The 22,994-nt window shown below is 68.5% G+C and carries 22 protein-coding genes; 12 read left to right on the plus strand and 10 right to left on the minus strand.

Annotation, left to right across the window (positions count from 1 at the left end):
* Positions 1-5: 5 nt before the first annotated feature.
* The 3 genes from ON43_RS32395 to ON43_RS32405 all read right to left on the minus strand — a co-directional run bounded on the left by ON43_RS32395 (position 6) and on the right by ON43_RS32405 (position 2,865).
* On the minus strand, positions 6-575 hold the full coding sequence (locus ON43_RS32395; protein WP_083913878.1) for a type III secretion system chaperone family protein: 570 nt from the start codon (positions 573-575) through the stop codon (positions 6-8).
* Entirely contained in the window at positions 572-1,939 is a 1,368-nt protein-coding gene (mshA, locus tag ON43_RS32400) for a D-inositol-3-phosphate glycosyltransferase (RefSeq protein ID WP_040813740.1), read from the minus strand. The genes ON43_RS32395 and mshA overlap by 4 nt, the downstream gene beginning before the upstream one ends.
* A gap of 101 nt (positions 1,940-2,040) precedes the next feature.
* Complete coding sequence (locus tag ON43_RS32405) at positions 2,041-2,865, minus strand: alpha/beta fold hydrolase (RefSeq protein WP_040813658.1); 825 nt, start codon at positions 2,863-2,865, stop codon at positions 2,041-2,043.
* Positions 2,866-2,923: 58 nt separating this feature from the next.
* Here ON43_RS32405 and ON43_RS32410 point away from each other — a divergent pair, with 58 nt between their 5' ends.
* From ON43_RS32410 to ON43_RS32430, 5 genes are all read left to right on the plus strand, one after another.
* Positions 2,924-3,658: an SDR family NAD(P)-dependent oxidoreductase gene (locus tag ON43_RS32410; RefSeq protein WP_040813659.1), complete on the plus strand. Its 735-nt coding sequence runs from the start codon at positions 2,924-2,926 to the stop codon at positions 3,656-3,658.
* 132 nt (positions 3,659-3,790) lie between these two features.
* A complete protein-coding gene (locus ON43_RS32415; RefSeq protein ID WP_040813660.1) occupies positions 3,791-4,825 on the plus strand; it encodes a 3-oxoacyl-ACP synthase III family protein in 1,035 nt (344 codons plus the stop codon).
* A 6-nt stretch (positions 4,826-4,831) separates the two neighbouring features.
* Entirely contained in the window at positions 4,832-5,713 is an 882-nt protein-coding gene (locus ON43_RS32420; RefSeq protein ID WP_051179543.1) for a hypothetical protein, read from the plus strand.
* Positions 5,714-5,742: 29 nt separating this feature from the next.
* Entirely contained in the window at positions 5,743-6,495 is a 753-nt protein-coding gene (locus ON43_RS32425) for a glycosyltransferase family A protein (protein WP_040813661.1), read from the plus strand.
* The gene (locus ON43_RS32430; RefSeq protein ID WP_245568842.1) at positions 6,492-8,063 is read left to right on the plus strand and encodes a class I adenylate-forming enzyme family protein; all 1,572 of its coding nucleotides are present in this window, start codon (positions 6,492-6,494) and stop codon (positions 8,061-8,063) included. The genes ON43_RS32425 and ON43_RS32430 overlap by 4 nt, the downstream gene beginning before the upstream one ends.
* Here the strand turns inward: ON43_RS32430 and ON43_RS32435 are convergent.
* The gene (locus ON43_RS32435) at positions 8,031-9,377 is read right to left on the minus strand and encodes a phthiocerol/phthiodiolone dimycocerosyl transferase family protein (protein ID WP_157514265.1); all 1,347 of its coding nucleotides are present in this window, start codon (positions 9,375-9,377) and stop codon (positions 8,031-8,033) included. The genes ON43_RS32430 and ON43_RS32435 overlap by 33 nt on opposite strands.
* Positions 9,378-9,579: 202 nt before the next feature.
* On the opposite strand from ON43_RS32435, the gene thrS reads away from it, so the two are divergent.
* On the plus strand, positions 9,580-10,818 hold the full coding sequence (thrS, locus tag ON43_RS32440; RefSeq protein WP_040813663.1) for a threonine--tRNA ligase: 1,239 nt from the start codon (positions 9,580-9,582) through the stop codon (positions 10,816-10,818).
* 7 nt (positions 10,819-10,825) lie between these two features.
* On the opposite strand, the gene ON43_RS32445 is transcribed toward thrS, so the two are convergent.
* The 3 genes from ON43_RS32445 to ON43_RS32455 all read right to left on the minus strand — a co-directional run bounded on the left by ON43_RS32445 (position 10,826) and on the right by ON43_RS32455 (position 15,374).
* A complete protein-coding gene (locus ON43_RS32445) occupies positions 10,826-12,427 on the minus strand; it encodes a TROVE domain-containing protein (protein WP_040813664.1) in 1,602 nt (533 codons plus the stop codon).
* A 549-nt stretch (positions 12,428-12,976) separates the two neighbouring features.
* Positions 12,977-14,185 carry a L,D-transpeptidase gene (locus ON43_RS32450; RefSeq protein ID WP_040813665.1) on the minus strand — a complete coding sequence of 403 codons (1,209 nt, stop codon included), beginning with the start codon at positions 14,183-14,185 and terminating at the stop codon, positions 12,977-12,979.
* Positions 14,186-14,282: 97 nt separating this feature from the next.
* The gene (locus tag ON43_RS32455) at positions 14,283-15,374 is read right to left on the minus strand and encodes a UDP-N-acetylmuramate dehydrogenase (RefSeq protein WP_051179556.1); all 1,092 of its coding nucleotides are present in this window, start codon (positions 15,372-15,374) and stop codon (positions 14,283-14,285) included.
* 44 nt (positions 15,375-15,418) lie between these two features.
* Between ON43_RS32455 and ON43_RS32460 the strand changes: the two genes are divergently transcribed.
* The 3 genes from ON43_RS32460 to ON43_RS32470 all read left to right on the plus strand — a co-directional run bounded on the left by ON43_RS32460 (position 15,419) and on the right by ON43_RS32470 (position 17,221).
* Complete coding sequence (locus ON43_RS32460; RefSeq protein ID WP_040813666.1) at positions 15,419-15,904, plus strand: DUF2505 domain-containing protein; 486 nt, start codon at positions 15,419-15,421, stop codon at positions 15,902-15,904.
* 31 nt (positions 15,905-15,935) lie between these two features.
* Positions 15,936-16,451, plus strand: a complete 516-nt coding sequence (locus tag ON43_RS32465; protein WP_040813667.1) for a DUF2505 domain-containing protein — start codon at positions 15,936-15,938, stop codon at positions 16,449-16,451.
* A 71-nt stretch (positions 16,452-16,522) separates the two neighbouring features.
* On the plus strand, positions 16,523-17,221 hold the full coding sequence (locus ON43_RS32470; RefSeq protein WP_040813668.1) for a hypothetical protein: 699 nt from the start codon (positions 16,523-16,525) through the stop codon (positions 17,219-17,221).
* A gap of 163 nt (positions 17,222-17,384) precedes the next feature.
* Here the strand turns inward: ON43_RS32470 and ON43_RS32475 are convergent, their stop codons facing one another.
* Positions 17,385-18,899 (minus strand): hypothetical protein, encoded by a 1,515-nt coding sequence (locus tag ON43_RS32475; protein ID WP_051179544.1) that lies wholly within the window; start codon positions 18,897-18,899, stop codon positions 17,385-17,387.
* A gap of 61 nt (positions 18,900-18,960) precedes the next feature.
* Positions 18,961-19,578, minus strand: a complete 618-nt coding sequence (locus ON43_RS32480; protein ID WP_040813669.1) for a hypothetical protein — start codon at positions 19,576-19,578, stop codon at positions 18,961-18,963.
* Between the two features lie 112 nt (positions 19,579-19,690).
* On the opposite strand from ON43_RS32480, the gene ON43_RS47080 reads away from it, so the two are divergent.
* Positions 19,691-20,779: an LmeA family phospholipid-binding protein gene (locus tag ON43_RS47080; protein WP_086008075.1), complete on the plus strand. Its 1,089-nt coding sequence runs from the start codon at positions 19,691-19,693 to the stop codon at positions 20,777-20,779.
* Here the strand turns inward: ON43_RS47080 and deoC are convergent.
* Positions 20,776-21,435: a deoxyribose-phosphate aldolase gene (gene deoC, locus ON43_RS32490; protein ID WP_373283513.1), complete on the minus strand. Its 660-nt coding sequence runs from the start codon at positions 21,433-21,435 to the stop codon at positions 20,776-20,778. The genes ON43_RS47080 and deoC overlap by 4 nt on opposite strands.
* A 72-nt stretch (positions 21,436-21,507) precedes the next feature.
* Here deoC and ON43_RS32495 point away from each other — a divergent pair, with 72 nt between their 5' ends.
* Complete coding sequence (locus ON43_RS32495; RefSeq protein WP_040813670.1) at positions 21,508-22,056, plus strand: GNAT family N-acetyltransferase; 549 nt, start codon at positions 21,508-21,510, stop codon at positions 22,054-22,056.
* 60 nt (positions 22,057-22,116) lie between these two features.
* Positions 22,117-22,992, plus strand: coding sequence for a formyltetrahydrofolate deformylase (gene purU / locus ON43_RS32500; protein ID WP_040813671.1), 876 nt, complete (start codon positions 22,117-22,119; stop codon positions 22,990-22,992).
* Positions 22,993-22,994 lie beyond the last annotated feature (2 nt).

A 22,994-nucleotide genomic window follows, 5' to 3' on the forward strand; every position in this document is an offset into this window, starting at 1 on the left:
GCTGGTTACTGTTTGTCGGCCGAATCCACGAGGTGTTCGAAGGCGCGCAGGTTCTTGAGGGATTCGCCGCGCGAGACCCGCCATTTCCATTCCTTGCGAATGGATTCGGCGAAGCCGAGTTCGAGCAGGGTGTTGAAGTCGGCGTCGACGGCCTCGAGGATCTGGCCGAACCAGCGGTCGAGTTCGTCGGCGGTGACGCGGTCGTTGGACATGCGGCCGACCAGGTAGATGTCGCCGACGCGGTCGATGGTGTAGGCCACGCCGTAGAGGCGGCGGTTGCGGCGCAGCAGGAATTTGTAGACGCCCTCGAAGTTCTCGTCGGGCTTGCGGCACACGAACGATTCCATGCGCACGCCGTGCTTGCCGACGCTGACGCCGATGACGGTCTTGAGCTTGCGCTCGCCGGGCAGCACGACCACGAACAGGTCGGGGGCGTCGCGGGTGTATTCGATCTCGCGGTCGCGCAGCGTCTCGTCGATGAGTTGCGCGGTGGCGCGGGCGGTTTCGTCGTTCAGGCCGCCCGTGCTGGCGTGCGGACGCGGCGTCCAATCGTCCGCGCGCTCGACCTCGCTCATCTGCGTAGTGCTCCCGTCCGACGCCGCCACAGCGCCAGCGATCTGGCCTGATTGCTGTCGGTATGCAGATTACCGCTGCGAATCCGGCTTACACGTCCCTGGGCGAGGGCGGCCGAATAGCTGTCGAGCAGGCCGTCGGCGGTGTGCGCCCAGGAGAAGTTGGCGGCATGTTCGACCGCCGCCTCGCCCATCAGCTTCAGGCGGCCGGGATCGTCGAACAGTGAACGCAGGGCCGAGGCCCAATCGGGGGTGCGGTGCCCCTGGACCAGCAGCCCGGAGACACCGTCGCGCACGGCCGTGCCGAGCCCGCCCACATCGGCGGCCAGCACCGGGGTGCCGCTGGCCTGCGCCTCGATGGCGACCAGGCCGAAGGATTCGTTGTAGCTGGGCACCGCCACCAAGTCGGCGGCCCGGTACACCTGCGCCAGGCGGTCCGAGGGCTGCGGCGGCAGGAAGGTCATGCGGTCCGAAATACCCAGTGCGGCAGCCAGTTCGATAAGCGAGTCGGGGCGCTTGAGGCCGCTGCCGGAGGGTCCGCCGACGATCACCACGCGCAGCGGGCGGCGCGCCGGATCGGGATCCGCGGCCTCGGCGGCCAGCATCTCGGCGGCGGCGCGGACCAGGACGTCGGGGGCCTTCAGCGGTTGGATGCGGCCGACGAAGGCGACGATCCGCTCGTCGACGGGCAGGCCGAGTTCGAGGCGGGCGGCGAGTTTGTCGCCCGGGAAGTAGCGGGTCAGATCCGCGCCGGGCAGGACCACGTCGATGCGGTCGGGATCCGCGCCGTAGAGCTCGACGAGCTGGCGGGCTTCCTCACCGGTATTGGCGACCAACCGGTCGGCCTCGGCCACGATCTGCTTCTCGCCGATCTCCCGCACCGCGGGCTCGGGGCAGTCGCCGTCGGCCAGGTAGGCGTTCTTCACCGCGGCCAGCGTGTGCGCGGTATGGACCATGGGCCGCCGCCAGCGGTCCCGGGCCAGCCAGCCCACCTGACCCGACAGCCAGTAGTGGGAGTGGATGAGGTCGTAGTGGCCGACCGGATAGCGGGCCTCGGTGCGCAGCACCTCGGCGGCGAACGGACACAGCTGGGTGGGCAGATCGTGCTTGTCGAGGCCCTCGAAGGGCCCGGCGACGACATTGCGGACCAGCACGCCGGGCGCGGCCTCGACGACGGGTTCGTCATTGGAGGAGGTGGCGCGGGTGAAGATCTCCACCTCGGTACCGCGCTTGGCCAGTTCGATCGCGGTCTGCAGCACGTAGACGTTCATGCCGCCCGCATCGCCGGTCCCGGGCTGAGCGAGTGGTGAGGTATGTACCGATAGCACGGCAATCCGATTGGGCCGTACGTCCGGTCGTTGACTCACCACTCCAGTGTGCACGGGGGTAGTAACGCCCCATGCGCTGGTTACCTTCCCAAGTGACCTGCTTCACAAGGATTTTCGTCAGCGTGAATGCAAATCCGCTATCAGCCCAGGTGGCTCGCGAAAGAAGTGATCTCGGACACGAACCGCTCGGGATCTTCGATGAACAGACCGTGCTGCGAGCCCTCCCAGTAGGAGGTCCGGACGTCCGGGACGGTCTCGGCGATGAAGCGGCCGTTCTCGATCGGAACCACCGGGTCGGCGGTGCCGTGCAGGACCAGGACCGGCACGTTCAGGCCGCGCAGGGTCTCGGTGTTGTCGGTTGTGCGATAGAACAAGGCCTTGCGGACCCGGGGCAGGGTGGCGATGCTGCCGCCGAACAAACGCTGGGCGTCCACGCCCTTGTCGCGGCCGGGGCCGGTATTGGCATTGCCGAAGGCGCCGAAACCCCGGATGGCCTTGCCCGCGTTCTCGTCGAAGACGTCGGGGATGGCCTTGCCCATGCCGGGACCGGTGCCCGCGCCCTCGACGCCGCGGCCGATATTCGCCTGTGAACCGGTGTAGACAACGCCCGCGACGGCGTCGGTGCCGTAGGCGGTGAGGTAGTCCGAGAGCACGATGCCGCCGTAGGACCAGCCGAGCAGGATCGCGCCGGAGGTGACGGCCTCGGCGGCGAGGACGGCCGCGATGTCGGCGGCCCAGTTCTTGGGGTCGTCGTAGCCGGTTTCGGGGGCGTCGGAGTAGCCGTGGCCGCGCAGGTCGAGGGCGATCACCCGGAAATGCTCGGCGAGCAGGTCGGCCGCGCGACCCCAATTGCGCAGGTTGCCCGCCCAGCCGTGCAGCAGAACCAGGGGCCGCGCCCCTTCCGGACCGGTCACCCGGTAAACGATGGTCGTGCCGTCCGCGCTCACTGCTTCCCTTATCGCCATAGGAGTGAGGCTAACCACCCGCGACGCACCGGCGACACGCCCTGCTTAAGCTCTGATCATGAGCACTCGTACCGCTGTGGTGACCGGAGCAAGTTCGGGTATCGGCGAGGCAACCGCCCGCGAACTCGCCAAGCAGGGGTACCACGTCTATGTCGGCGCGCGCCGCGTCGATCGCCTGGAGAAGCTGGCCGAGGAGATCGGCGGCACCGCCCTGCAGCTGGATGTCACCGACGAAGAATCGGTGCGCGCCTTCACCGAGGCGGTGGGGCGCTGCGATGTGCTGGTCAACAATGCCGGCGGCGCGAAGGGCCTGGCCCCGGTGCTGGAGGCCGATCTGGACGACTGGCGCTGGATGTGGGAGACCAATGTGCTGGGCACGCTGCGGCTCACGAAGGCGTTGCTGCCCAAGCTGATCGAGTCCGGCGACGGCCTGATCGTCACCGTCACCTCGGTGGCGGCGTTCTCGGTCTACGACAATGGTTCCGGCTACACCTCGGCCAAGCACGCACAGGGCGTGCTGCACCGGACGCTGCGCGGCGAGTTGCTCGGGCTGCCGGTGCGGTTGACCGAGATCGCGCCGGGCGCGGTGGAGACCGAGTTCTCGCTGGTGCGTTTCGGCGGCGACGAGGAGCGGGCGGCCAAGGTCTACCAGGGCATCGATCCGCTTGTGGCACAGGACATCGCGGAGATCATCGGGTTCGTGGCCTCGCGCCCGCCGCATGTCGATCTGGACACCATCGTCGTCAAGCCGCGTGATCAGGCGGAGTCGGGCCGCTTCGCACGTCGCAGCTGATATTCCGTGCCGCGATGCTGATGCGTTGTGCCGCAATGTAGTTCAGCTCACAGATCTGAATTATAGATTTTTCAGAACTGAAATACGCGCGCTGCTAGCGTCCCTCACAACCGAGGGCTGCTGGGAGTGCGCATGGTGAGATCACGGATCGAGGCGGTCGGGTCGTATCTGCCCGCCGCCGAGGTATCGACTGCGGAGTTACTGGCCCGGCTGGCCGTCGAGTCACCGCTCGATCTGGAGCGGATCAGCGGGGTTCGAAACCGCCGGGTATGCGCCGAGGATGAGGATTCGTTCAGCCTCGCCTTGGCCGCCGCCCGTACGGCACTGGACAATTCGTCCTATGACGCCGCCGATATGGATGTCGTCATCTCCTGCTCGATCACCCGTATTCGCGATGGCGAATTCTGTGTCGAACCCTCCTTCGCCCTCATGCTGCGCAATGAACTCGGTGCGCGCGAGGCCATCCACTTCGACGTCTCCAATGCCTGCGCGGGCATGATGAGCGGAGTTCTGGTGCTGGATCGCATGATTCGTGCGGGCCTGGTGAAACGCGGGCTGGTGGTGTCCGGGGAGTACATCACGCCCATCTCCGATACCGCGGTGCGGGAGATGTCGCAGAAATACGATCCGCAGTTCGCCTCGCTGACCGTCGGCGACGGTGCGGCCGCGGTCATTCTCGACGGCGAGGGCACCGACGACGACTGCATCGACTACATCGAACTCAATACGAGCGCGTCATTCGCGCAGCTGTGCCTCGGCATGCCCAGCGATCGCAGTTCCGGTATAGCGCTGTACACCGACAACCGAGCCATGCACAACGAGTCTCGCTATTTGTTGTGGACCACCCGGCAGCGCGATTTCCTCACCGAGCGCGGCAGCGGTTTCGCGGCCGAACGCTACGACCATGTGATCCACCATCAATTCAGCGCCCCCGCAGTGGAATTCGTGGCCAAGATCGCCGAACGCGAATTCGACGCCCCGGTCCCGCCCGCGCTCATGGTGCTGGACCGCTTCGGCAACACCGCATCCACCTCGCATTTCGTGGTTTTGCACGACGCGCTCAAACAACAGCGGATAGCGTCCGGAGCGAAAGTACTGATGGTGCCCGCGGCTTCCGGCGTCGTGGCCGGGTTTCTGTCGGTGACGCTCGGCGATCTTCGGGTGTGATGCAGCATGGGAATCGTAATTTCTTCCGTAACCACCGAAATCGGCGGCGGCAGCTCCATCGAGCAGGCCGCGTCCGCCGCGCGCCGCGCCATCGCGGAGGCGGGGAGTACACCGGAGCAGATCGACGCGTTGATCAATACCGGCGTCTATCGCGACTCGAACATGGTGGAACCGGCCATGTCCGCGCTGATTCAGCAGCAGGCGGGCATCGGGCTGGAGTATCACAGCGGTGATGTGCCGTGCCTGTCGTTCGACCTGATGAACGGGGCCTGCGGCATTCTCAACGCGATTCAGGTCAGTCAGGCGCTGCTGGAGGCGCCGACCGTGCACCGGGTGCTGCTGGTGTCCGGTGACGCGCATCCGTCGAAATCACCGGAGCCGCAGCCGGGTTTCCCGATCAAACCGGTGGGCGCGGCCATGCTGCTGGAGAAGGTGCCGGGCCCGGCCGGATTCGGGGCGCTGCACATCAGCGCCACCGATGGGCGGCCCGCGGCGGAGGGGTTCGTGCGGCTCGCGGAGATGGGGACGACCGGTCGGTCCTCGATCGTGGTCAAGCGCTCCGGCAATATCGAAGCGCTGCTGCACCACGCGGTTTCGGCCGCCGAGGAGGCCCTCGAAGTGGCCGAGGTCGCCCTCGACCGCATCGTGCTCATCTGCGGACGCCCCGTCGCGGACTTCCCGGCGCTGCTGGCGCAGCGGCTCGGCATCGCGCCCGAGGCGGTCGTCGCCGACGACACCGAGAGCGACGCCCACACCTCCGCTCTGCCCGCCGCCTATCTCGCGGCCCGCGACTGCGGCATGCTCGACCGCGCCGACGTAGCCTTGTTCGTGGCCGCCGGGGCGGGTCCCTCGGCCGCCGCCATCGCCTACCGCTTGCCGAAACCGTAAGCCCGGGCAAGGAATCCACCGGAGGGACGATGAACGGACTCTGGGTGATCGTGCCCGCGTACAACGAGGAACACGGCATCACGGCCACGCTCACCGCCCTCGCGGCGCAGCGCGACCGCGACTTCACACTGCTGGTGGTAGACAACCATTCGACCGACGGCACCGCGAAGGTGGTGCGCGAATTCGCCGAAGCACAGCCGGGGATGCGGATCGAGATCATCACCGAGACGGTGAAAGGCACGGGCGCGGCGGCGGATACCGGTATGCGGCACGCCATCGCGGCCGGGGCGGTGTGGCTGGCCCGGACCGACGCCGACTGCTTGCCCGCCGCCGATTGGACGGAGCGGATCCGGGCCGGGTTCGGCACCGGACTGCGATTGATCAGTGGGCAATTGGTGCCGCGACGCGACGAGGGCGTAAGTCTGTTCGACCGCACCGTCATCCGGGTCGCGCTGGAGGTGGCGTCGTTCTTCGGGAAGTTCCGGCCCGGAAATCGAGATCCGCGCTATCTGGGGCCGTACGTCATGACGCCCGGCTGCAATATGGCCATCACGGCCGAACTGTACGAGGCCGCGGGCGGATTCCCGCGCACCGCCATCGAGGATCTGCACGAGGATCGGGCGCTGGTGAACGCCGTGCGCATGCTCACCACCGACTACGGGCTGCGCCGGGACGTGCGGGTGTACGGCTCGAATCGGCGCGTGCGAGCCTGGGGTGTGCGCAAGACCCTGGCCTGGTACGCCGATCACCGCTACAAACCGGAACTGGTGGACATCCGGTGACGTACGAAGACGGTTCGGCCGGAGAGGATTTCACCGCGCTGCTGCGCGAGCAGGTGCTGCGGACCCCGGATGCGCCCGCGCTGGGCATGATCGGCGAGCCGGCGCTCAGCTTCGCCGAACTGGACGCCCGCATTCGACTGGTGGTGAAACGGCTGCACAGCAAGGGATTCGAACCCGGCGACCGCATGCTGTTCTCCATCCGACCGTGCGCCGACGCGGTGGTGCTGGTGCTGGGTACGGTCGCGGCGGGCGGCACCATCGTTTTCGTGGATCCGGGCATCGGGCCCGAATTGTTCGCGCGGCGTATGGAATTGGTGCGGCCGCGGTGGGCGGCCACGGAATCGCTGTTGTACCTGTTGAGCGGGCCGCTACGGAGGTACGGGCGTCGGCTCGGACTGTCACTACCCGAATTCGGGCGGCTACCCGTGCGGCACATTCACAGCGGGCCGCGACTGCCGGGAACGCCGCGCGGCTCGCTGCCGTTGCGCAGACTGATCGGCTCGGAACCCGGCTGGTCGGGACCCGCCAGCGGCTCGACGGTCGATACGCCCGTGGAGGATCCGGAGGCCGAGGCGCTCATCGTCTTCACCTCGGGTACCACCGCCGAGCCGAAGGCCGTTGTGCACACCCGGGGTTCACTGGGGGCTGGACTGGCGGCGATGGCGGGGTGCACCACGCTCATGCCCGGCTCGCATCTGCATACCGAGCAGCTGATGATGGGTCTGCCCGCGGTGCTCGAGGGGGCGCGGTGGTCGATGCCGCGGTATCCGCGGTTCGGGACCCATATCGATCCCGTCACCTTCGCACGGACACTCGAGGGGGCGACGCACGCGTTCTTCACACCGGCGGATCTGGCGGTGGTGCTGGATGCCATCGAGACCGGTCGGTTGTCGGCACCCACCACGGTCGAGGAGATCTCGCTCGGCGGCGCACCGGTGACCACCGCACTGCTGCGGCGTGCCCGCGCCGCGCTGCCGGACACCGAATTCCTGGCCATCTACGGCATGACCGAAATCCTGCCGGTGGCAATCACTTCCGGTAGCGACAAACTCGCCTTCGAGGGTCCCGGCGATCCGCTCGGGCCGCCGGTCGAGGGCGTCGACGCGCGCCTGGCCGACGACGGCGAGCTCATCCTCTCCGGCCCCAACCTGTGCCGCGGGTATCTCGGCGAACCGCCGTTGAAGGAGATCGCCACCGGCGATCTCGCCCGGTTCGAGGGCGACACCCTGGTGCTCATGGGCCGCAAGAAGGACATGATGATCCGCGGCAAGACCAATATCTATCCGGGACTGTACGAACCGGCCATCGCGGGCGTCGAGGGGGTGCGGCAGGCCATCATGGTCGGCATTCCCGATGAGATCGGGGACGAGCGGATCGTGCTGGCGGTGGTCGCCGACCCGGACGCGGCCGATATCGAGGGCCGGTTGCGTCGTGAATTGCCCGCGCTGATCGATGTTTCCGCATTGCCGGACGAGATTGTGGTCGTCGATGAAATACCCGTCGGCGGGCGCACCAGGAAACCGGATCGGGCCGCGCTACGCACGCTGCTGGAGGACCGGATCGGCTGACGGATCCGGTCGGTGGCGCAAAGCCGTCAGCACGGCTTCCGCGAATACCTCTGCCTGCCGTTGGGGCACTATCGCGTCGACATAGCAGAATCCGATACGCATTTCGTCGTGCGCGGTCACGATCGCCACCGTCATGACGCTCACACACGAATTCCCGGCCGCCAGCGTGAGTCCCGAAAGCCGCCACTCCCCAACGTGATCCGGGAATTCGACGCGTCCGACATTGGTAACCGACACATTCCAGGGCGCACGCCGGTCCACCAGGTTCGCCAACCGCCACCCGGCCGCCATCGCCTTCGGCGTCCCGAATCGCATGCCCGCAACCGTCGACAAATGTCTGCGCTGCCGCACGCCCCGATCGAGTTGCCGTTTCGCCGCCCGGGCCGCGGCCCATAGCGGCACCGACGGTCCGAAGGGCACGAAGCCGATCAGGACGGGTGCGTATATCCCCAGTTCATCGCGGTCGGGGCGCGGATCGAGCAGATGCCGGAAATCCACCGGCGAAGCGATGCCCGCCACCCCGGCCAACCCCGGAATCGAGGCCCGGCCGATCGCGTCCGCCACCGCGGCGGTCACGGCCGCGTGCACCGTCACGCCCGCGCGGCGGCAGTCGGAAAGCAAGTCCGCCAATGTTTCTCGGTCCACGGTTCGGTGCACAATTCTGGTGCGCCGCGCGGACATGGCCACGGGCGCGCCACCAAATCGATGGGGACGTGATGCGAGCGCAGCCATCTGATCGACGATATTGATGTAGGCGTATCGCCAGAATCCGCGTGCGGCGGCGGGAATCAGATCATCGGCGGCAGGCACCGAATCCCTTTCGACCACCGGACCATTCGCGCTGTCACCGGCGTGTAGAACGACCTTCCGCAACAGCGCCAGTAACGACCGCCCATCCATGATGATGTGCGAAATCGTCAGCACCACATCATGAAATTCGTCGGCGGTCCCCTCCCCCGCCACGATATGAACCATCCGAGCCAGGCTCGCCCGTGTGTCGAAGGGCGACGCCAATTCGGCGTCCATTTCCGCGATCCAGGTCTCGCCGTCCCCCGCGACCCGCCGCACCGGAATCCGGGGCGCGTCCAGCGGCATGAGCCACGGATCTTGTCCACAGTTGTCCACAACCGTCATCCGCAGCAGTGGATACTCCGCGAGCAGCGCGGCGGCGGCCGCGGCCAATCGATCCGCCCCGACGTGCCCGTGGATGCGCACCCGTGCGACGCAATTGGCGGGCGACAACCGGTCGATGATCCAGAACCATCGCTCCGAAGGACTCAACCGGCGCCCGAATCGCGTTGCCGCCGTAGTCATCCGGCCACCCTAACCGCGCCGCGCGGGTTTTGCGGTTGCCGCTGCCGTCGGCCGGGTGTAGCGTTCCCGCCCATGCAGCGCTTCCAGTCGACTACGACGCCGGACACCGTCCCGGCGCGCTGACCCCTGTTCAGATCGAAGCCCCGGGCGAATGCCCAGGGCTTTTTCGCGTGGTCATTCGCCCTCATCCGAGGAGATCACCATGCATGACCACCAACAACCCGGGCACGACCATCGAAAACTGGGCCGCGAACTCGGCCTGTTCGACACCGACCCGCTGATCGGCGCGGGCCTGCCCTACTGGCTGCCCGACGGCGCGATCGTCCGGCACAGCCTCGAGGAGTACATCCGCACCGCCGAACGCCGGGCGGGCTACCGGCACGTCTACTCCCCCGTGCTCGGCAAGCGCGAACTCTACGAAATATCCGGCCACTGGGCGCATTACAGCGATGACATGTACCCGCCGATGGATCTCGGCGGCGAACAAGTCGTCCTACGCCCCAGCCTGTGCCCCCACCACGCCCTCATCTACCGCTCCCGCTCCCACAGCTACCGCGAACTCCCGCTCCGCCTGGCCGAGCTCGGCGGCATGTACCGCTCCGAATTGTCCGGCGTCCTGGGCGGTTTGACCCGCGTCCGCTGTATCCAGCTGAACGACGCCCACATCTTCTGCACCCTCGACCAGGTCGCCGACGAGGCCGCGGCCGCCTTGGACCTCATCACCGCCGCCTACCGCGCCATGGGCATCACCGCCGCCCGCTACCGCCTGTCCCTCCCCGGCCCCGGCGGCAAATACGTCGCGGCCCCGGAGATGTGGCAGCGCGCCACCAAACTCCTGACCGAGGTCCTCGACCGCTCCGGCCTCCCCTACGAATCGGCCGAAGGCGAAGCCGCCTTCTACGGCCCGAAAATCGACGTCCAGGTCGCCGACCACGCCGGCCGCGAATCCACCCTCTCCACCGTCCAGATCGACTTCCACCAACCCGAACAATTCGACCTCCACTACATCGGCCCCGACGCCGCCAAACACCGCCCGGTCATGGTGCACCGCAGCATCATCGGCAGCGTGGAACGCGCCGTAGCCCACCTCATCGAACAACACGGCGGCGCCTTCCCCGCCTGGCTGTCCCCGGTCCAGGTGGTGGTGCTCCCGGTCTCGGAGGCCGAAGAATCGGCGGCCGCCGAGCTGGTCGCCCAGTGCCTGGACGCCGGACTTCGCGCCGAGGTCGCGGCAGCGGAGGCAGGCAGCCTGGGCGCCCGCATCCGGGAAAACCGTTTGGTGCCTTACCAGTTCATCCTCGGCCCCGCCGAGACCGCGAACAACGAGGTAGCCGTACGCCTACGCGACGGCCGCCGCATCCCACCGCAATCGGCCGCGGACGCGGTGAACCACGTCCGCGGCCTGATCGAAGCCCACGAGACCCGCCTGTGGACCGACTGACCGCTCGTCAGGCGGTCACACCGCGCGCGAAGTCGGCCAGCAGGGTCGGTACCGCCGAATCGAAGCCGACGATATCGAGGGTTCCGGCGTCGGCGGGGTCGGCGATACTGAAGTTGGTGGCGGTCATGCCGATCACCACCAGCTTCGCGGCCGGGTTCACCTTGCGGCGGTACTGCGCGAGAGCCTGATGCGGCTGCACTCGACCCGCCCACGTCTCATTGTCGGTAATGATGGTGAACACGTCGACGTGCAGCTCGTGCTTCAGCGCGTGCAGCATCGGCAGCGAGCAATCGGTCCCACCGAACGGCAGGCCGCTGATCGCGCGGATCGCGTCGTCCAGCCGCTGGCGCGGGCTGATCGACAGCGGTGTGAGGCCGCTGTCCCGGTAAGCGCCGCCCGCCGACGTGAATCCCATGATGTCGTAGTCGGATTCGATCGACGCGGTGACCAACGCCAGCGCCGCGGATGCCTCGCGGGCGGACAGCGGCAGGCCGGAGATGGACGACGTCATCGAGGCGGACACGTCCAGGGCCAGCAGGTGCCCCTTGCCGGTCGGCTCGACCGCCTCGAATGCGGCGTAGAACGCCGCGTCGAGAGCATCGACGATCGGACGCGAAGGCTCCCAGGTGCTTTCACCGCGCACGGACCGGCCGGCCGCGTAGGTGCGCTGCGCGACAAGCACGTTCACCGGGTGCACGCGCGCCTTGCGCAGGCGGTCGCGGTCGGACAGCTGGTCTGCGACGGCCTTCGTCCACGCGCTGAGCGGGGACAGCAGGCCGAGCCGGGTCAGGCGCGGCAGCTGGCGCATCAGCGCGGTCTGCGGCATTCCGTTGTCCAGCAACGCCTCCCACACGGCGGGGTCGCCCATTGCCTCATCCGTCAGCATCTCCCACGACAGCCGGTACTCGCGCACCAGCCCCGGGATCTCGCGTACCGGCGCGGTCTGAGCCCGCTGGTAGCCCTCGACCAGACGCAGACCATCCAGCGAAGCCTCGCGGCGGCAGATCCAGTCGAACAGGCGGCGACGGTCGGCCTGATCGGTTTCCGGGTGCGACAGGCGCAGCAGGTCCCGGTGGGTCCAGCCTTCGCGCGAGCGGTACTTGACGGTCTGGTGGGCGAGGTCGTCGACGGACTTTTCCACGTACCAGTTGGCGACGGCGCGGCGCAGGCCACGACCCCAGCCGCGGAACTGCTCGATGTAGCGCGCGAACAGGAACAGGTGAGTTCCGGTGCGCGCCACCAACGGCAGGGCGTCCAGAGCGGTCCGGCGACCGTCGGCATCGCCGAGCGAAGCCGCCGCGGCGAGCGCGAACAGGGCCGGATTCTGCTTCGGGGCACGGCCCGCCGTGGACACGGCGACGATCTCCGTGACCAGGTCCGCGGTGCGGTGCTCCGCGAAATCCAGTACGACAGCGGCGTTTTCCTTGGTCAGGTCGCGCGCGCTGGTGTAGTACGTCGGGGCGTCGCTGCCGAGCGTGAGGAATCGGCGCAGCCGCACCTCGGGGGTCACCTCGAAGGTGTATCCCCCGGCGCTGTTACGGACCTGCCGCGCATCGGCCCGCTCGGACTGCGGGGTGGCGCGGAGGTTGATGTCACGGTAGACGTCCATGCTCACCTCTTCCTCGTTCGGCCCCAATCGAATTGAGGCGTGGGGAAGACGGGCGTGTTGTGCCGACCGGCGTTGAGGCGTCTTGGGCCACTCGACCACGACGGGCCTTCGCCCATCGGCAGGATTCGAACCTGCGTCTCCCGCGTTTCAGGCGTTAACCGATCAACTCCGGCCCGTCTTCCGACGTGTGCGACAAGAGCGGACGGGCGTGGGATGCCCACCGGAACCGGCCCTCGGATCGCTCCGGGGACCGGCAAGGATTCGAACCTCAGATGCCAGATAACCGATCGGCTTCGGCCCGTCCTTCTCGTCATGGCGAACGACGGGTGAGCGGTCGTGGTGTATCGACCGGGGTTTAGCCATGCGCTCTACCAAGCTGAGCTACGAGGACTGCAGTCCTCGGCGGGATTCGAACCCGCGACATCATGATCCGATAACCGACCGAATCCGGCCCGCCCACATCGTCGTTCGCTGTACCAGGAGGACTGTACGCAGGTATGGCCGCGCCCGGCCACCGAATTTCGCGGCGACCGGGCGTCGGTTGTCGTGTCAGCGGCCGCCGACCGGCTGCGGGGGTAGCGGGGTGGCGGAGATTTGGTTCTTGGGTTCGCCCTGGAGGGCGGAGAGGCCCTTCCAGGTTTCCCAGTCGATGGTCCAGTCGTAGATGTCGCCGTCGGCGGCGGAGAGGGGGATGCGAGTGCCGGTGATTTCTACCGGGTCGCCGTAGAGGGCGGTGGGAAAATAGGCCTGGGCGTCGGCAGTGCTGAGGTTGATGCAGCCGTTGGTGACGTTGGAATTGCCCTGGGCGCCCGCGGATTCCGGGTTGGCGTGGATGAATTCGCCGTTGTTGGAGATGCGGACGGCCCAGCGCTCGCGGGCGTTGGTGTAGTACGGCGGGTTGGACATCACGAAGTCCTCGTACTTCTCGGTCACCACGTGGATGCCGGAGCGCGTGACATTGCGGTTCTCGTTGCCCTCGCCGTAGCTGCACGGGAAGTCGAAGACGGTCTGGCCGTCGCGGATCACCTGGACGCGATGCGTGGGCGCGCTGCCGCGCACGATCTGCGAACGGCCGATCTTGAAGTCGGAGGTGAGGTCGGAGTCGCCGAACAGGCCGCCGCCCATGTCCAGGCCGTAGAGCTTGACGCCGACGTGCACGGTGGTGCCGGGCTGCCAGTACTCGCGCGGACGCCAGTGCACCCGGGAGCCGCCGTTGTCGTCCTGCAGCCAGGCCCAGGAGCCCTCGGTGGCCGGGGTCGCGGTGACGGTCAGCGCCTTCTCGACGGCCGCCTTGTTCTCGATATGCCCCTTGAACTGCAGCATGATCGGCGCGGCGATGCCGACTTCCTGGCCGTCACCGATATTGATGGTGGCCGGCGCGGTCGCCTTGGGGCTGACGGTGGTGAACTTCCCGTCGATCGGCACCGGCTTGTTGTCGGTGCCGGTGGCGGTGCCCGCCCAGGTGTAGGTGACGCCGTAGCCGAGCGGCTCGTTCACCGTGAACTTGCTGCGAGCCGCATCGAAGGTGCCGGTTACCTGCTTGCCGTTGGCATTGGTCAGGGTCAACTGGTCGATGCGGCCGTTGGTGACCGTCGCGGTCACCGGGGTCGTCGGGTTGACGTTCTCGCTGCCGTTGCCCGGTTCCAGCTTGACGGTCGCGACCGGTTCGGCGGGCTTCCCGGAGCCGCCACCACCCTTGTTCGACGACGAACACGCCGCCGCGATCGCTGCCATCGACGCCACCAGCGCGGCCCGCATGGCCCCGCGACGGGACAGTCCTCGATTGCTCACTTTCTCGACCCTACCCCCGCAAACCGTGTATCCCGGACGCTGAAATGGTGGCGCAAGCCACTCGCTACAGGCTCACACCCACGGTCACGGGTTCGGGCTCCAGGCGAATGCCGAAGCGCTCAGCAACCCCGTCGCAAACCGTGCGGGCGAGGGTGACCAGATCGGTCGCGGTGGCCGCACCCCGATTGGTCAGCGCCAGCGTGTGTTTGGTCGACAAACGCGCTGGAGCCCCGTCGCCCGGAAAGCCCTTGGCGAAGCCGGCGCGCTCGATGAGCCAGCCCGCGGAGAACTTTACCCCGCCCTCGGCCGGATACGTGGGCACGGCCACGTCCGGGCCCACATGTGACGCGATCGCCGCGCGCACCCCCGCCACCTCCGCGTCCGGAATAACCGGATTGGTGAAAAACGAGCCCGCACTCCAGGTGTCGTGATCGTCCGGATCCAGCACCATGCCCTTGCCCGCCCGCAACCGCAGCACCGCCGCGCGCACCAGCGCCGCCGGACGCGACTCGCCCTCGGCCGCGCCCAGCGCGTTCGCCAGCTCGCGGTAGCCGAGCGGGGCGCTGGAACCGTCGGCGCGCAGCCCGAATTCGACCGCCAGCACCACCGCCGCGTCGCTGTGCTTGAGAACCGAAGTGCGGTAACCGAATCCGAGCTCGGCCGGCTCGACCCAGCGGATCTCGCCGGTCGCGCGGTCCAGCAACCGCACCCGGCGCAGCAAACCCGCCACCTCGACGCCGTACGCGCCGACGTTCTGCACCGGCGTCGCGCCCGCGGAACCCGGGATGCCGGACAGGCATTCGAGGCCGCCGAATCCGGCCTCGACCGTCGCGGCCACCACGGTGTCCCAGTTCGCGCCCGCCTCGGCGATCACCGAGTCCGCAGTGAACTCCACGCCCTCGGTCGCGATCCGCACCACGACGCCGTCGAAGCCCGCATCGGCGATGAGCAGATTGGAACCACCCGCGATGAGCAGCACCGGAATCCCGGCCGCGTCCAGCGCGCGCACGGTCGCCACCAGCGCGTCGGTGCTGTCGCAGTCGGCGACGGTGGCCGGGCCGCCGACCCGCAGGGTCGTCAGCTCCGCCAGCGGCACGTCGGCCCGCGGCCGCGCGCCGGTCCCCGCCAACAGGTCCCGCAGGTCGTCGAAGGACACCACCCGAGAAGTACGCACAGGCACAGACGGTAGCCTGTCCGACCATGGCGACACCTCTGGCCTTCACCGCGCACTCGACCCATCCCATGGCCGCCGTGCGCGCGGCGTTCGCCGACCAGCAGTACTGGAAGGACCGCATCGAGGCGGTGGGCGGCCCGAACGCGCGCATCGAGAACCTCGTCATCGAGGGCGACAACGTGCGCGTCGACATGGTGCAGACGATTCCCGCCGAGGAACTGCCCAGCCAGATCACCGCGATCAAGCCGGACGGTCTGGTCATTCCGCGCACCGAGACCTGGCACGGCAGCGGCGGCACCGTCGAGGCGCACGTGGACGGCGCGCCCGCGAACGTGAACGGCACGCTCACGGTCACCGATGACGGCTCCGGCTCCACCTTCGTGGTCGACGCGTCCATCGAGGTGAAGATCCCGTTGTTCGGCAAGAAGATCGAGGCCGCCATCCAGGAGCACCTGCTGGCGCTGCTGGAGCGCGAGGCCGAGTTCACCGACAATTGGCTGAGTTCGCACTGACGGGGGTCGCCCGGCAGTAACCTGAGCGATCGTGGCCCGCCGACTCGACTACTCCGCGCGGTATCCGCTGCACACCACCCAAGAGGTGTACGCGGCGATGATGAACCGTGAGCACTGGGATGCCCGCATCGAGGAACTGCGCAAGCACTCCCCGAACGACATCCTCGGCCTCGACTCCGGCGAGGACGGCATCACGGTCGAACTGCGGCACGTACTCCCGCGCGACCAGCTGCCCGATATGGCGCAGATGGTCGTGCACAAGGACATGGTGATCACCCGGCGCGAGACCTACGGGCCCTTCGGACCGGAGGTGACCGGCGAATACGTCGCCGAAATCCCCGGCAGCCCAGGCACTCTCGGCGGCACCATGCGCCTGTTCCCCACCGAAACCGGCTGCACGCTACGCATCTCCTCGCACGCGCAGGTGAATGTGCCGTTCTTCGGGCGCAAGCTCGAACAGCTGATGCTGGTGAACCTGGTGGACCTGTTCCGCGCCGAGGCCGAGGTGACGAAGAACTGGCTGGATCAGCACTACCCCGTCGGCTGACCAAACCGATCGGGACGATCACCCGCGGCACCACCGGTATCAACAGACTGCGCCGCAGCGACCGGTGGCTCATGCACGACCCCTTGGTCGCCCGGAGGTTGCTGGACGCCTCCGACCCGCTCGTCGTCGATCTCGGTTACGGCGCCGCGCCTTTCACGACCCTGGAAATGGCGGCCCGTCTGCGCACCGTCCGGCCCGATCTGCGCGTGGTAGGCCTGGAAATCGATCCGGACCGCGTCGTTCCCGCCCGGGACGGCGTGGTCTTCGCGCGCGGCGGCTTCGAACTCGCGGGCCTGCGCCCCACCCTGGTCCGCGCCTTCAACGTGCTGCGCCAATACCCGGAATCCGCTGTCCCCGAAGCCTGGTCGACCATCCAGTCCGGCCTGGCCCCCGACGGCCTCCTCCTCGACGGCACCTGCGACGAACTAGGCCGCCGCTGCGCCTGGATCCTCCTCGACCGCGCCCGTCCCCTCTCCCTCACCCTCGCCTGGGACCCCTTCACCGTCGAAACCCCCTCCGACATCGCAGAACGCCTCCCCAAGGCACTCATCCACCGCAACATCCCCGGCGAACCCATCCACACCTTGCTGACCGCCGCCGACCGCGCCTGGGCCGTCGCCGCTCCCCTGGCCCCCTACGGCCCGCGAGTCCGCTGGCGCCACGCCGCGGATCTCCTCCGCCTGCAAGGATTTCCGCTCCGCCCCTACCGACGCCGCCTGCGCGACAACATCTTGACCGTCCCCTGGTCCGCCGTCGCACCCCTGCCCTGAGCGGTCCGCCACCTCGTCATTCCGGCGTGCTTTTGGCCGGAATCTACTGAACTCGCTGGGCCACTCGGGGTATGGATCCCGGCCAAAAGCATGCCGGGATGACGGAGAAAGCATGCCGGGATGACGGAGAAAGCATGCCGGGATGACGGAGAAATGCCGCGGATCATTGGAGCTTGTGGAGCAGCTCCCGGACCGTGCCGGAGATCGCGGCGGGGGCGAGCAGCGAGCGCGGGGCGAACGGCTGCCGCCACAGGCCGCCGTGGGCCGCACCGGTCGCGAAAAGTGCCTCCGGGTTGGACATTCGGGCCCCATCCGCCTCGGACACCGGAGACTCCTCCGGCGGATTCAGGTCGGCGACCAGTTTGGCGGCGAGGAGGGTGCGGGCGGTGGCGGGGTCGAAGACCTCGATGCCGAAGCGGGCGGAGGCGCGGTAGGCGGCGGTGCGCCAGGCGGGTTCGCGGGTGAGGGTGCGGGTCCAGGCGGGTGGGGCGACGGTGAAGGAGACGGGGTGGCCCGACTGTTGGGCGAGGACGGCTCGCCAGCGGGGAAGGCGTTGGGCCAGGGCGTAATCCGGGCCCGCGAGGGCGGGGAGGTTGTCGAACAGACCCCAGGCGCCGCCGTCGGTGTCGAAGATCGGGCGGGTGTAGTTGAGGCGGTACAGCGAGTGGGGTGCGACGCGGTGGATCAGGTCCTGGGCGCTGCCGCGGAAACCGCGCTGCGCCAGTTGATCTCGGGCGGCGGCCACCACGGAGGCGGGCACGGCGTAGGTGTCGGTGGGGGAACCGAGCAGGGCCAGGGCCGCGTCGGGGTGGTGGCGCAGCAGGGTTTCGGCGAGGACGTCGGAGGCGGCGGCCAGGCGCACCCCGGCGGCGCCGGGGAGTTCGGCGTAGAGGCCGAGCACCGGGCGGGCGTCGCTGTGCGCGGAGATCCAACCGGCCAGTGCGGGAAAGCTTCTGGAGATGTCGACGCCGGGTTCGTTGTCCGAGACGGGGAATCGCATGATCCCGGCCCCGGCCGCGGCGATCGACCGCAGCCTGTCCCAGCGCGCCCGCCCCGGCCGATCCACCGCGAGCACATCCGCACCCCAGGCCAGCAGCGGCCGCAACGGCCCGAGCTCCGCGCCCGCGCCGGTCACGGTGACCCGGAAACCAGGCAGCCGCAACCATTCCGGATGGTCGATGACCCGCTCGACGGCGGCCACGAAGTCGGGTTCCAGAATCCCGTGGGTCTGCCATTCGGCCAGGCGCAGCCGCAGCGATTCCTCGGCCAGCACCTGCCCGCGCCACGGCACCTCGAGCCGCTTCACCGCCGTGCCCTCGCCCGCCACCTCGCCGGTCTCCAGCCCGGCCGCCGCGGCCTCGGCGTCCACGTCGACGGTGTCCAGCGCGGCGACGGTGCGCCCGACCGCGAAGCGCAGCATGTGCCGCACCGATTTCAGGCCCGCCGCGGCCATGCCGAGCGAGACCTCGGGCGCGCCGATGGCCAGCGCCGTCATCCCCCGGAAGACCCGGTGATACCCGCGCCGCCAGTCCCGGCAGGTCTCCACCGATTGCGCCAGATCGGCGTCATAGGGCCGAATCGCGTCGGCGACCACGGCCGCCGAGAACATGTCCGCGATCAGATCGGGCGGTCCCGGCGGAAACACCAGATCCCACACGCCCGCGCTGACCTTGCCCATGAACAGTCACCCTGCCACGAAATCTCGCGCCGGAAAACTCGAACCCCGCGCCGTGAAATCCCTATCGCGGGTCCTGCTGGGTGCGGCTCAACGAGCGATGCAGCCGCGCCGCCGTCGCCGGATCCAGAGCGGCACTGGCGGAACGGATTTCGGCGCGGGCACAGCGGTGGATGGCGACCGCGTCGGCCACCACCTCGTCCAGCGCGGCCTGCCCGATGCCCGCCTCGGCCAGATCCAGCACCGTGCGCAGCGGCGTGGTCACCAGAAAGGCCCCCGCCGATTCCACGTCATTGCGCGCGAAACTGCGCCGCAGCACCACCAGTCGCGGCGAGAGCGGAAACCGCCCGACCCGCGCCGACAGGTGCACGAACCGGGGCCGCAGCCGTCCGAGACCGTGCAGTTCGGCGGCACTGTGATGCGAGACCGCGGCCGCACCGTCGAACCACGCCGCCCACATGGCGTATTCGTCGAGCGGCCCGTCGGGCCAGTCGGCCAGCCGCAGCAGCCCCACGCCCGAACGCAGAATGCTGCCGTCACGCAACCCGTCCCGAATCAGGTTCTCGCAGCCGGTGCGCAGCACCTGGCGGGTGGTGAAATATCCGGCGTGCAGGGCGGCCTGGTCCCGCAACGCCAGCCATCCGTGTTCCGGATCGGGCTCCGGTGCCGCGTTCCCAGCCATGACATTCAGAATAAGCCGCACTCATGTGCGTTACGTCACAATCCACCCCGGTAAGCCGACACCTCACGGGAAGCACAGAGCTCACTCAGAAACCTCGGGAAGAATCGGCTCCATGAGTTCGAACCCGACCTCGGACGACGCGACCACCCGTGACGCCAATCCCGCGCAGCCGGCGGATCCCGCCGCGCAGCCGCTCGACCTCGGCAAACCGGACAGCACGCCCACCGAAGTCCTAGGTACGCAGCCCGACTCACAACCGACCGAGTGGTGGACCGACCCGCACGCGCAGCACGTCGAGCAACCCACGGAGGTCCTCGATCAGCACCCGACCGAGGTCCTCGGCCACCATCGCACCGAAGTCCTCGATGCGCACCCGACCCAGGCGATCCACCCCGGCGACGCCGCCTACGCGGCCGGTCCGATACCGCCCGGCACCCCGCCGCCGCCGGTGAATGTCGGTGGCGGACAGGGCGGCTCGCCGGGCAAGCCGCGAAATCGCAAGAAGGCCTTGCTGATCGTCGGCCTGGTGGTGGCGCTGCTGCTGGTGGGCGGCCTGGCCGGTGGCGAGGCCTACGCCCGGCACAAGGTGGAGTCCTGCATCAGCTCGCAGTTCGAGGCCCAGATGGGTTCCAAGATCGATGTGTCCTTCGGCTGGAAACCGCTGCTGCTCACCATGTTCGACAACAAGGTCTCCTCGGTGACGGTGGACAGCGACGACACCAAGTTCGGCCCCGCCCAGGGCATGGTCGTGCACGCCACCTTCAATGACGTCGCGCTGAAGGACGACGGCAAGCAGGGCGGCACCATCGGCAGTTCCAGCGCCGACGTCACCTGGAGCAATGACGGCATCACCAAGACCATGGGCGGCCTGGTCACCGGCACCACCTCCGACCCGAACTCGGGCACGCTGAGCTTCGCGGTGCTGGGCGGGCTGGCCCAGCTGCAGGTGAAACCCAAGATCGTGGGCGACAAGATCCAGGTCGAGACCCTGCAGGCGTCGCTGCTCGGGTTCGGCCTGCCCACCGATCTGGTCTCGGGCATCGTGGAACTGATGTCGGAGAGCCTGCAGAGCTACCCGATGGGCCTGAAGCCCACCAAGGTCGAGGTCACCAAGGACGGCCTGCATGTGGCGCTGCAGGGCGGCCCGGCCGAACTGCAGGCCGCCGATCAGAGCCAGCAGCAGCAACCGGTCAACTGCTAGCCCGGAAACCCTTCCAGCACTTCACGAGAACGCGACAGTCCCAGCCGCGTGGCGCCGGCGGCGATCATCTCCGCCGCCTGCGCCGAAGTGCGGATGCCGCCGCTGGCCTTCACGCCCAGCCGCCCGCCGACGGTGTCGGCCATGAGCCGCACGGCGTGTGCGCTCGCCCCGCCCGCTGGATGGAAACCGGTGGAGGTCTTCACGAAGTCCGCGCCCGCCTTCTCGGCCGCCCGGCACGACTCGACGATCGCCTCGTCGCTCAGCGCCGCGGACTCCAGGATGACCTTGAGCAGCGCCCGGTCACCGACGGCCTCACGGACCGTGACGATGTCGCTCAGCACCGCGTTGTAGTCCCCCGCCCGGGCCGCCCCGACGTCGATGACCATGTCCACCTCGGCCGCGCCCTGGTCCACGGCCAGCCGCGCCTCGGCGCCCTTCACCAGCGAATGATGTTTGCCGGACGGGAAACCCGCGACCGTGGCCACCACCAGCCCGGGCGCGCGCACCGGCAGCATGGACGGCGATACGCAGATCGCGAACACCCCCAGCTCGCGCGCCTCGTCGACGAGAGCGGCGACATCGGCGGGGGTCGCCTCGGGGGCCAGCAGGGTGTGATCGATCATCGCCGCCACGTCACGACGGGAAATCTGTGCCATGAGCACCGAGTTTGGCATATGCCCGGCGAATTTCGTTGCGGGCCGCCGTCGCCGTCGCGCATGCTTGTAGGTGTGCTGATCCGTCGTGAACGTACCGGCGATGCCGTAGCGATCGACGCGGTGCACCGCAGCGCCTTCGATCGCTCCGCGGCTCCCGAAGGCGATATCCCCGTCTCTCCCCAGGTCGGCGATCCCGTCGAAGTCGGTCTCGTGCACCAGTTGCGCGACGACGGCTCGGCCTGGATCCCGACCCTGTCGCTGGTGGCGGAATTCCAGGACCGGATCGTCGGCCACGTCTGCCTCACCCGAGCCGGCATCGGCCCGTTCCCGGTGCTGGCCCTGGGCCCGATCGGGGTGCACGCCGACCAACAGGGCAAAGGCATCGGCTCGGCCCTCATGCACGCCGCCCTGGGCGCCGCCGACGCCCTCGACGAACCCCTCGTCGGCCTGCTCGGCAGCCTCGAGTACTACCCCCGCTTCGGCTTCGTCCCCGGCACCCGCCTGGGCATCGTCCCCGATGTGGCCGACTGGACCTCCCACTTCCAGGTCCGCCCCCTGACCGCCTACGAACTCGAGATCAAGGGCGAATTCCGCTACGCCGACGCCTTTTATGAGTTGTGACCGGAAGCACGGATTCACCCCTTTGATCCCGCGCCGAATGGTTGCTGGGAAGATGTCCGAATGAGTTCTACCCCGGACGACCGTCGCTACGTGCTCACCCTGGGCTGCCCGGACCGTCCCGGCATCATCGCCCGCATCACCTCGTTCATCGCCGATTTCGGCGGCTCGATCGTGGAGGCAGGTTACCACTCCGATCTGGAGACCGGCTGGTTCTTCACCCGGCAGGCCATCGAGGCCGCCACCGTGCCGTTCGATCTGAACGAGCTGCGCGACCGCTTCAGCGCCATCGCCGCCGACCTCGGCGCCGACTGGCAGCTGCTCGACTCCGGCGAACGCCGCCGCGCGGTGCTGCTCGTCTCCAAGGACGGCCACTGCCTGCACGACCTGCTCGGCCGCGCCACCAGCGGTGAGCTACCCGCCACCATCGAGGCCGTCATCGGCAATCACCCGGACCTGGCCGGCATGACCGAGGCGCACGGCATCAAGTTCCACTATGTGCCGTTCCCCAAGGACCCGGCCGAACGCGGCCCGGCCTTCGAACAGGTCCGCGAACTGGTCGACGCCCACGACCCGCACGCCGTGGTGCTGGCCCGCTTCATGCAGGTGCTGCCCGCCGAACTGTGCGAGCACTGGGCGGGCAAGGCCATCAATATCCACCACAGCTTCCTGCCGTCGTTCGTCGGCGCGCGCCCGTACCACCAGGCCTTCGCGCGCGGCGTGAAGCTGATCGGCGCGACCTGCCACTACGTCACCGCCGAGCTGGACGCGGGCCCGATCCTGGAACAGGACGTGACCCGCATCGACCACTCGGACACCGTGCGCGACATGGTCCGTCAGGGCCGCGATATCGAACGCGTGGTGCTGGCCCGCGGCCTGCGCTGGCACCTCGAGGGCCGCGTGCTGGTGCACGGCCGCCGCACGGTCGTCTTCGAATAGCG

It is taken from the genome of Nocardia concava NBRC 100430, from assembly GCF_000308815.1.
Classification (GTDB): domain Bacteria; phylum Actinomycetota; class Actinomycetes; order Mycobacteriales; family Mycobacteriaceae; genus Nocardia; species Nocardia concava.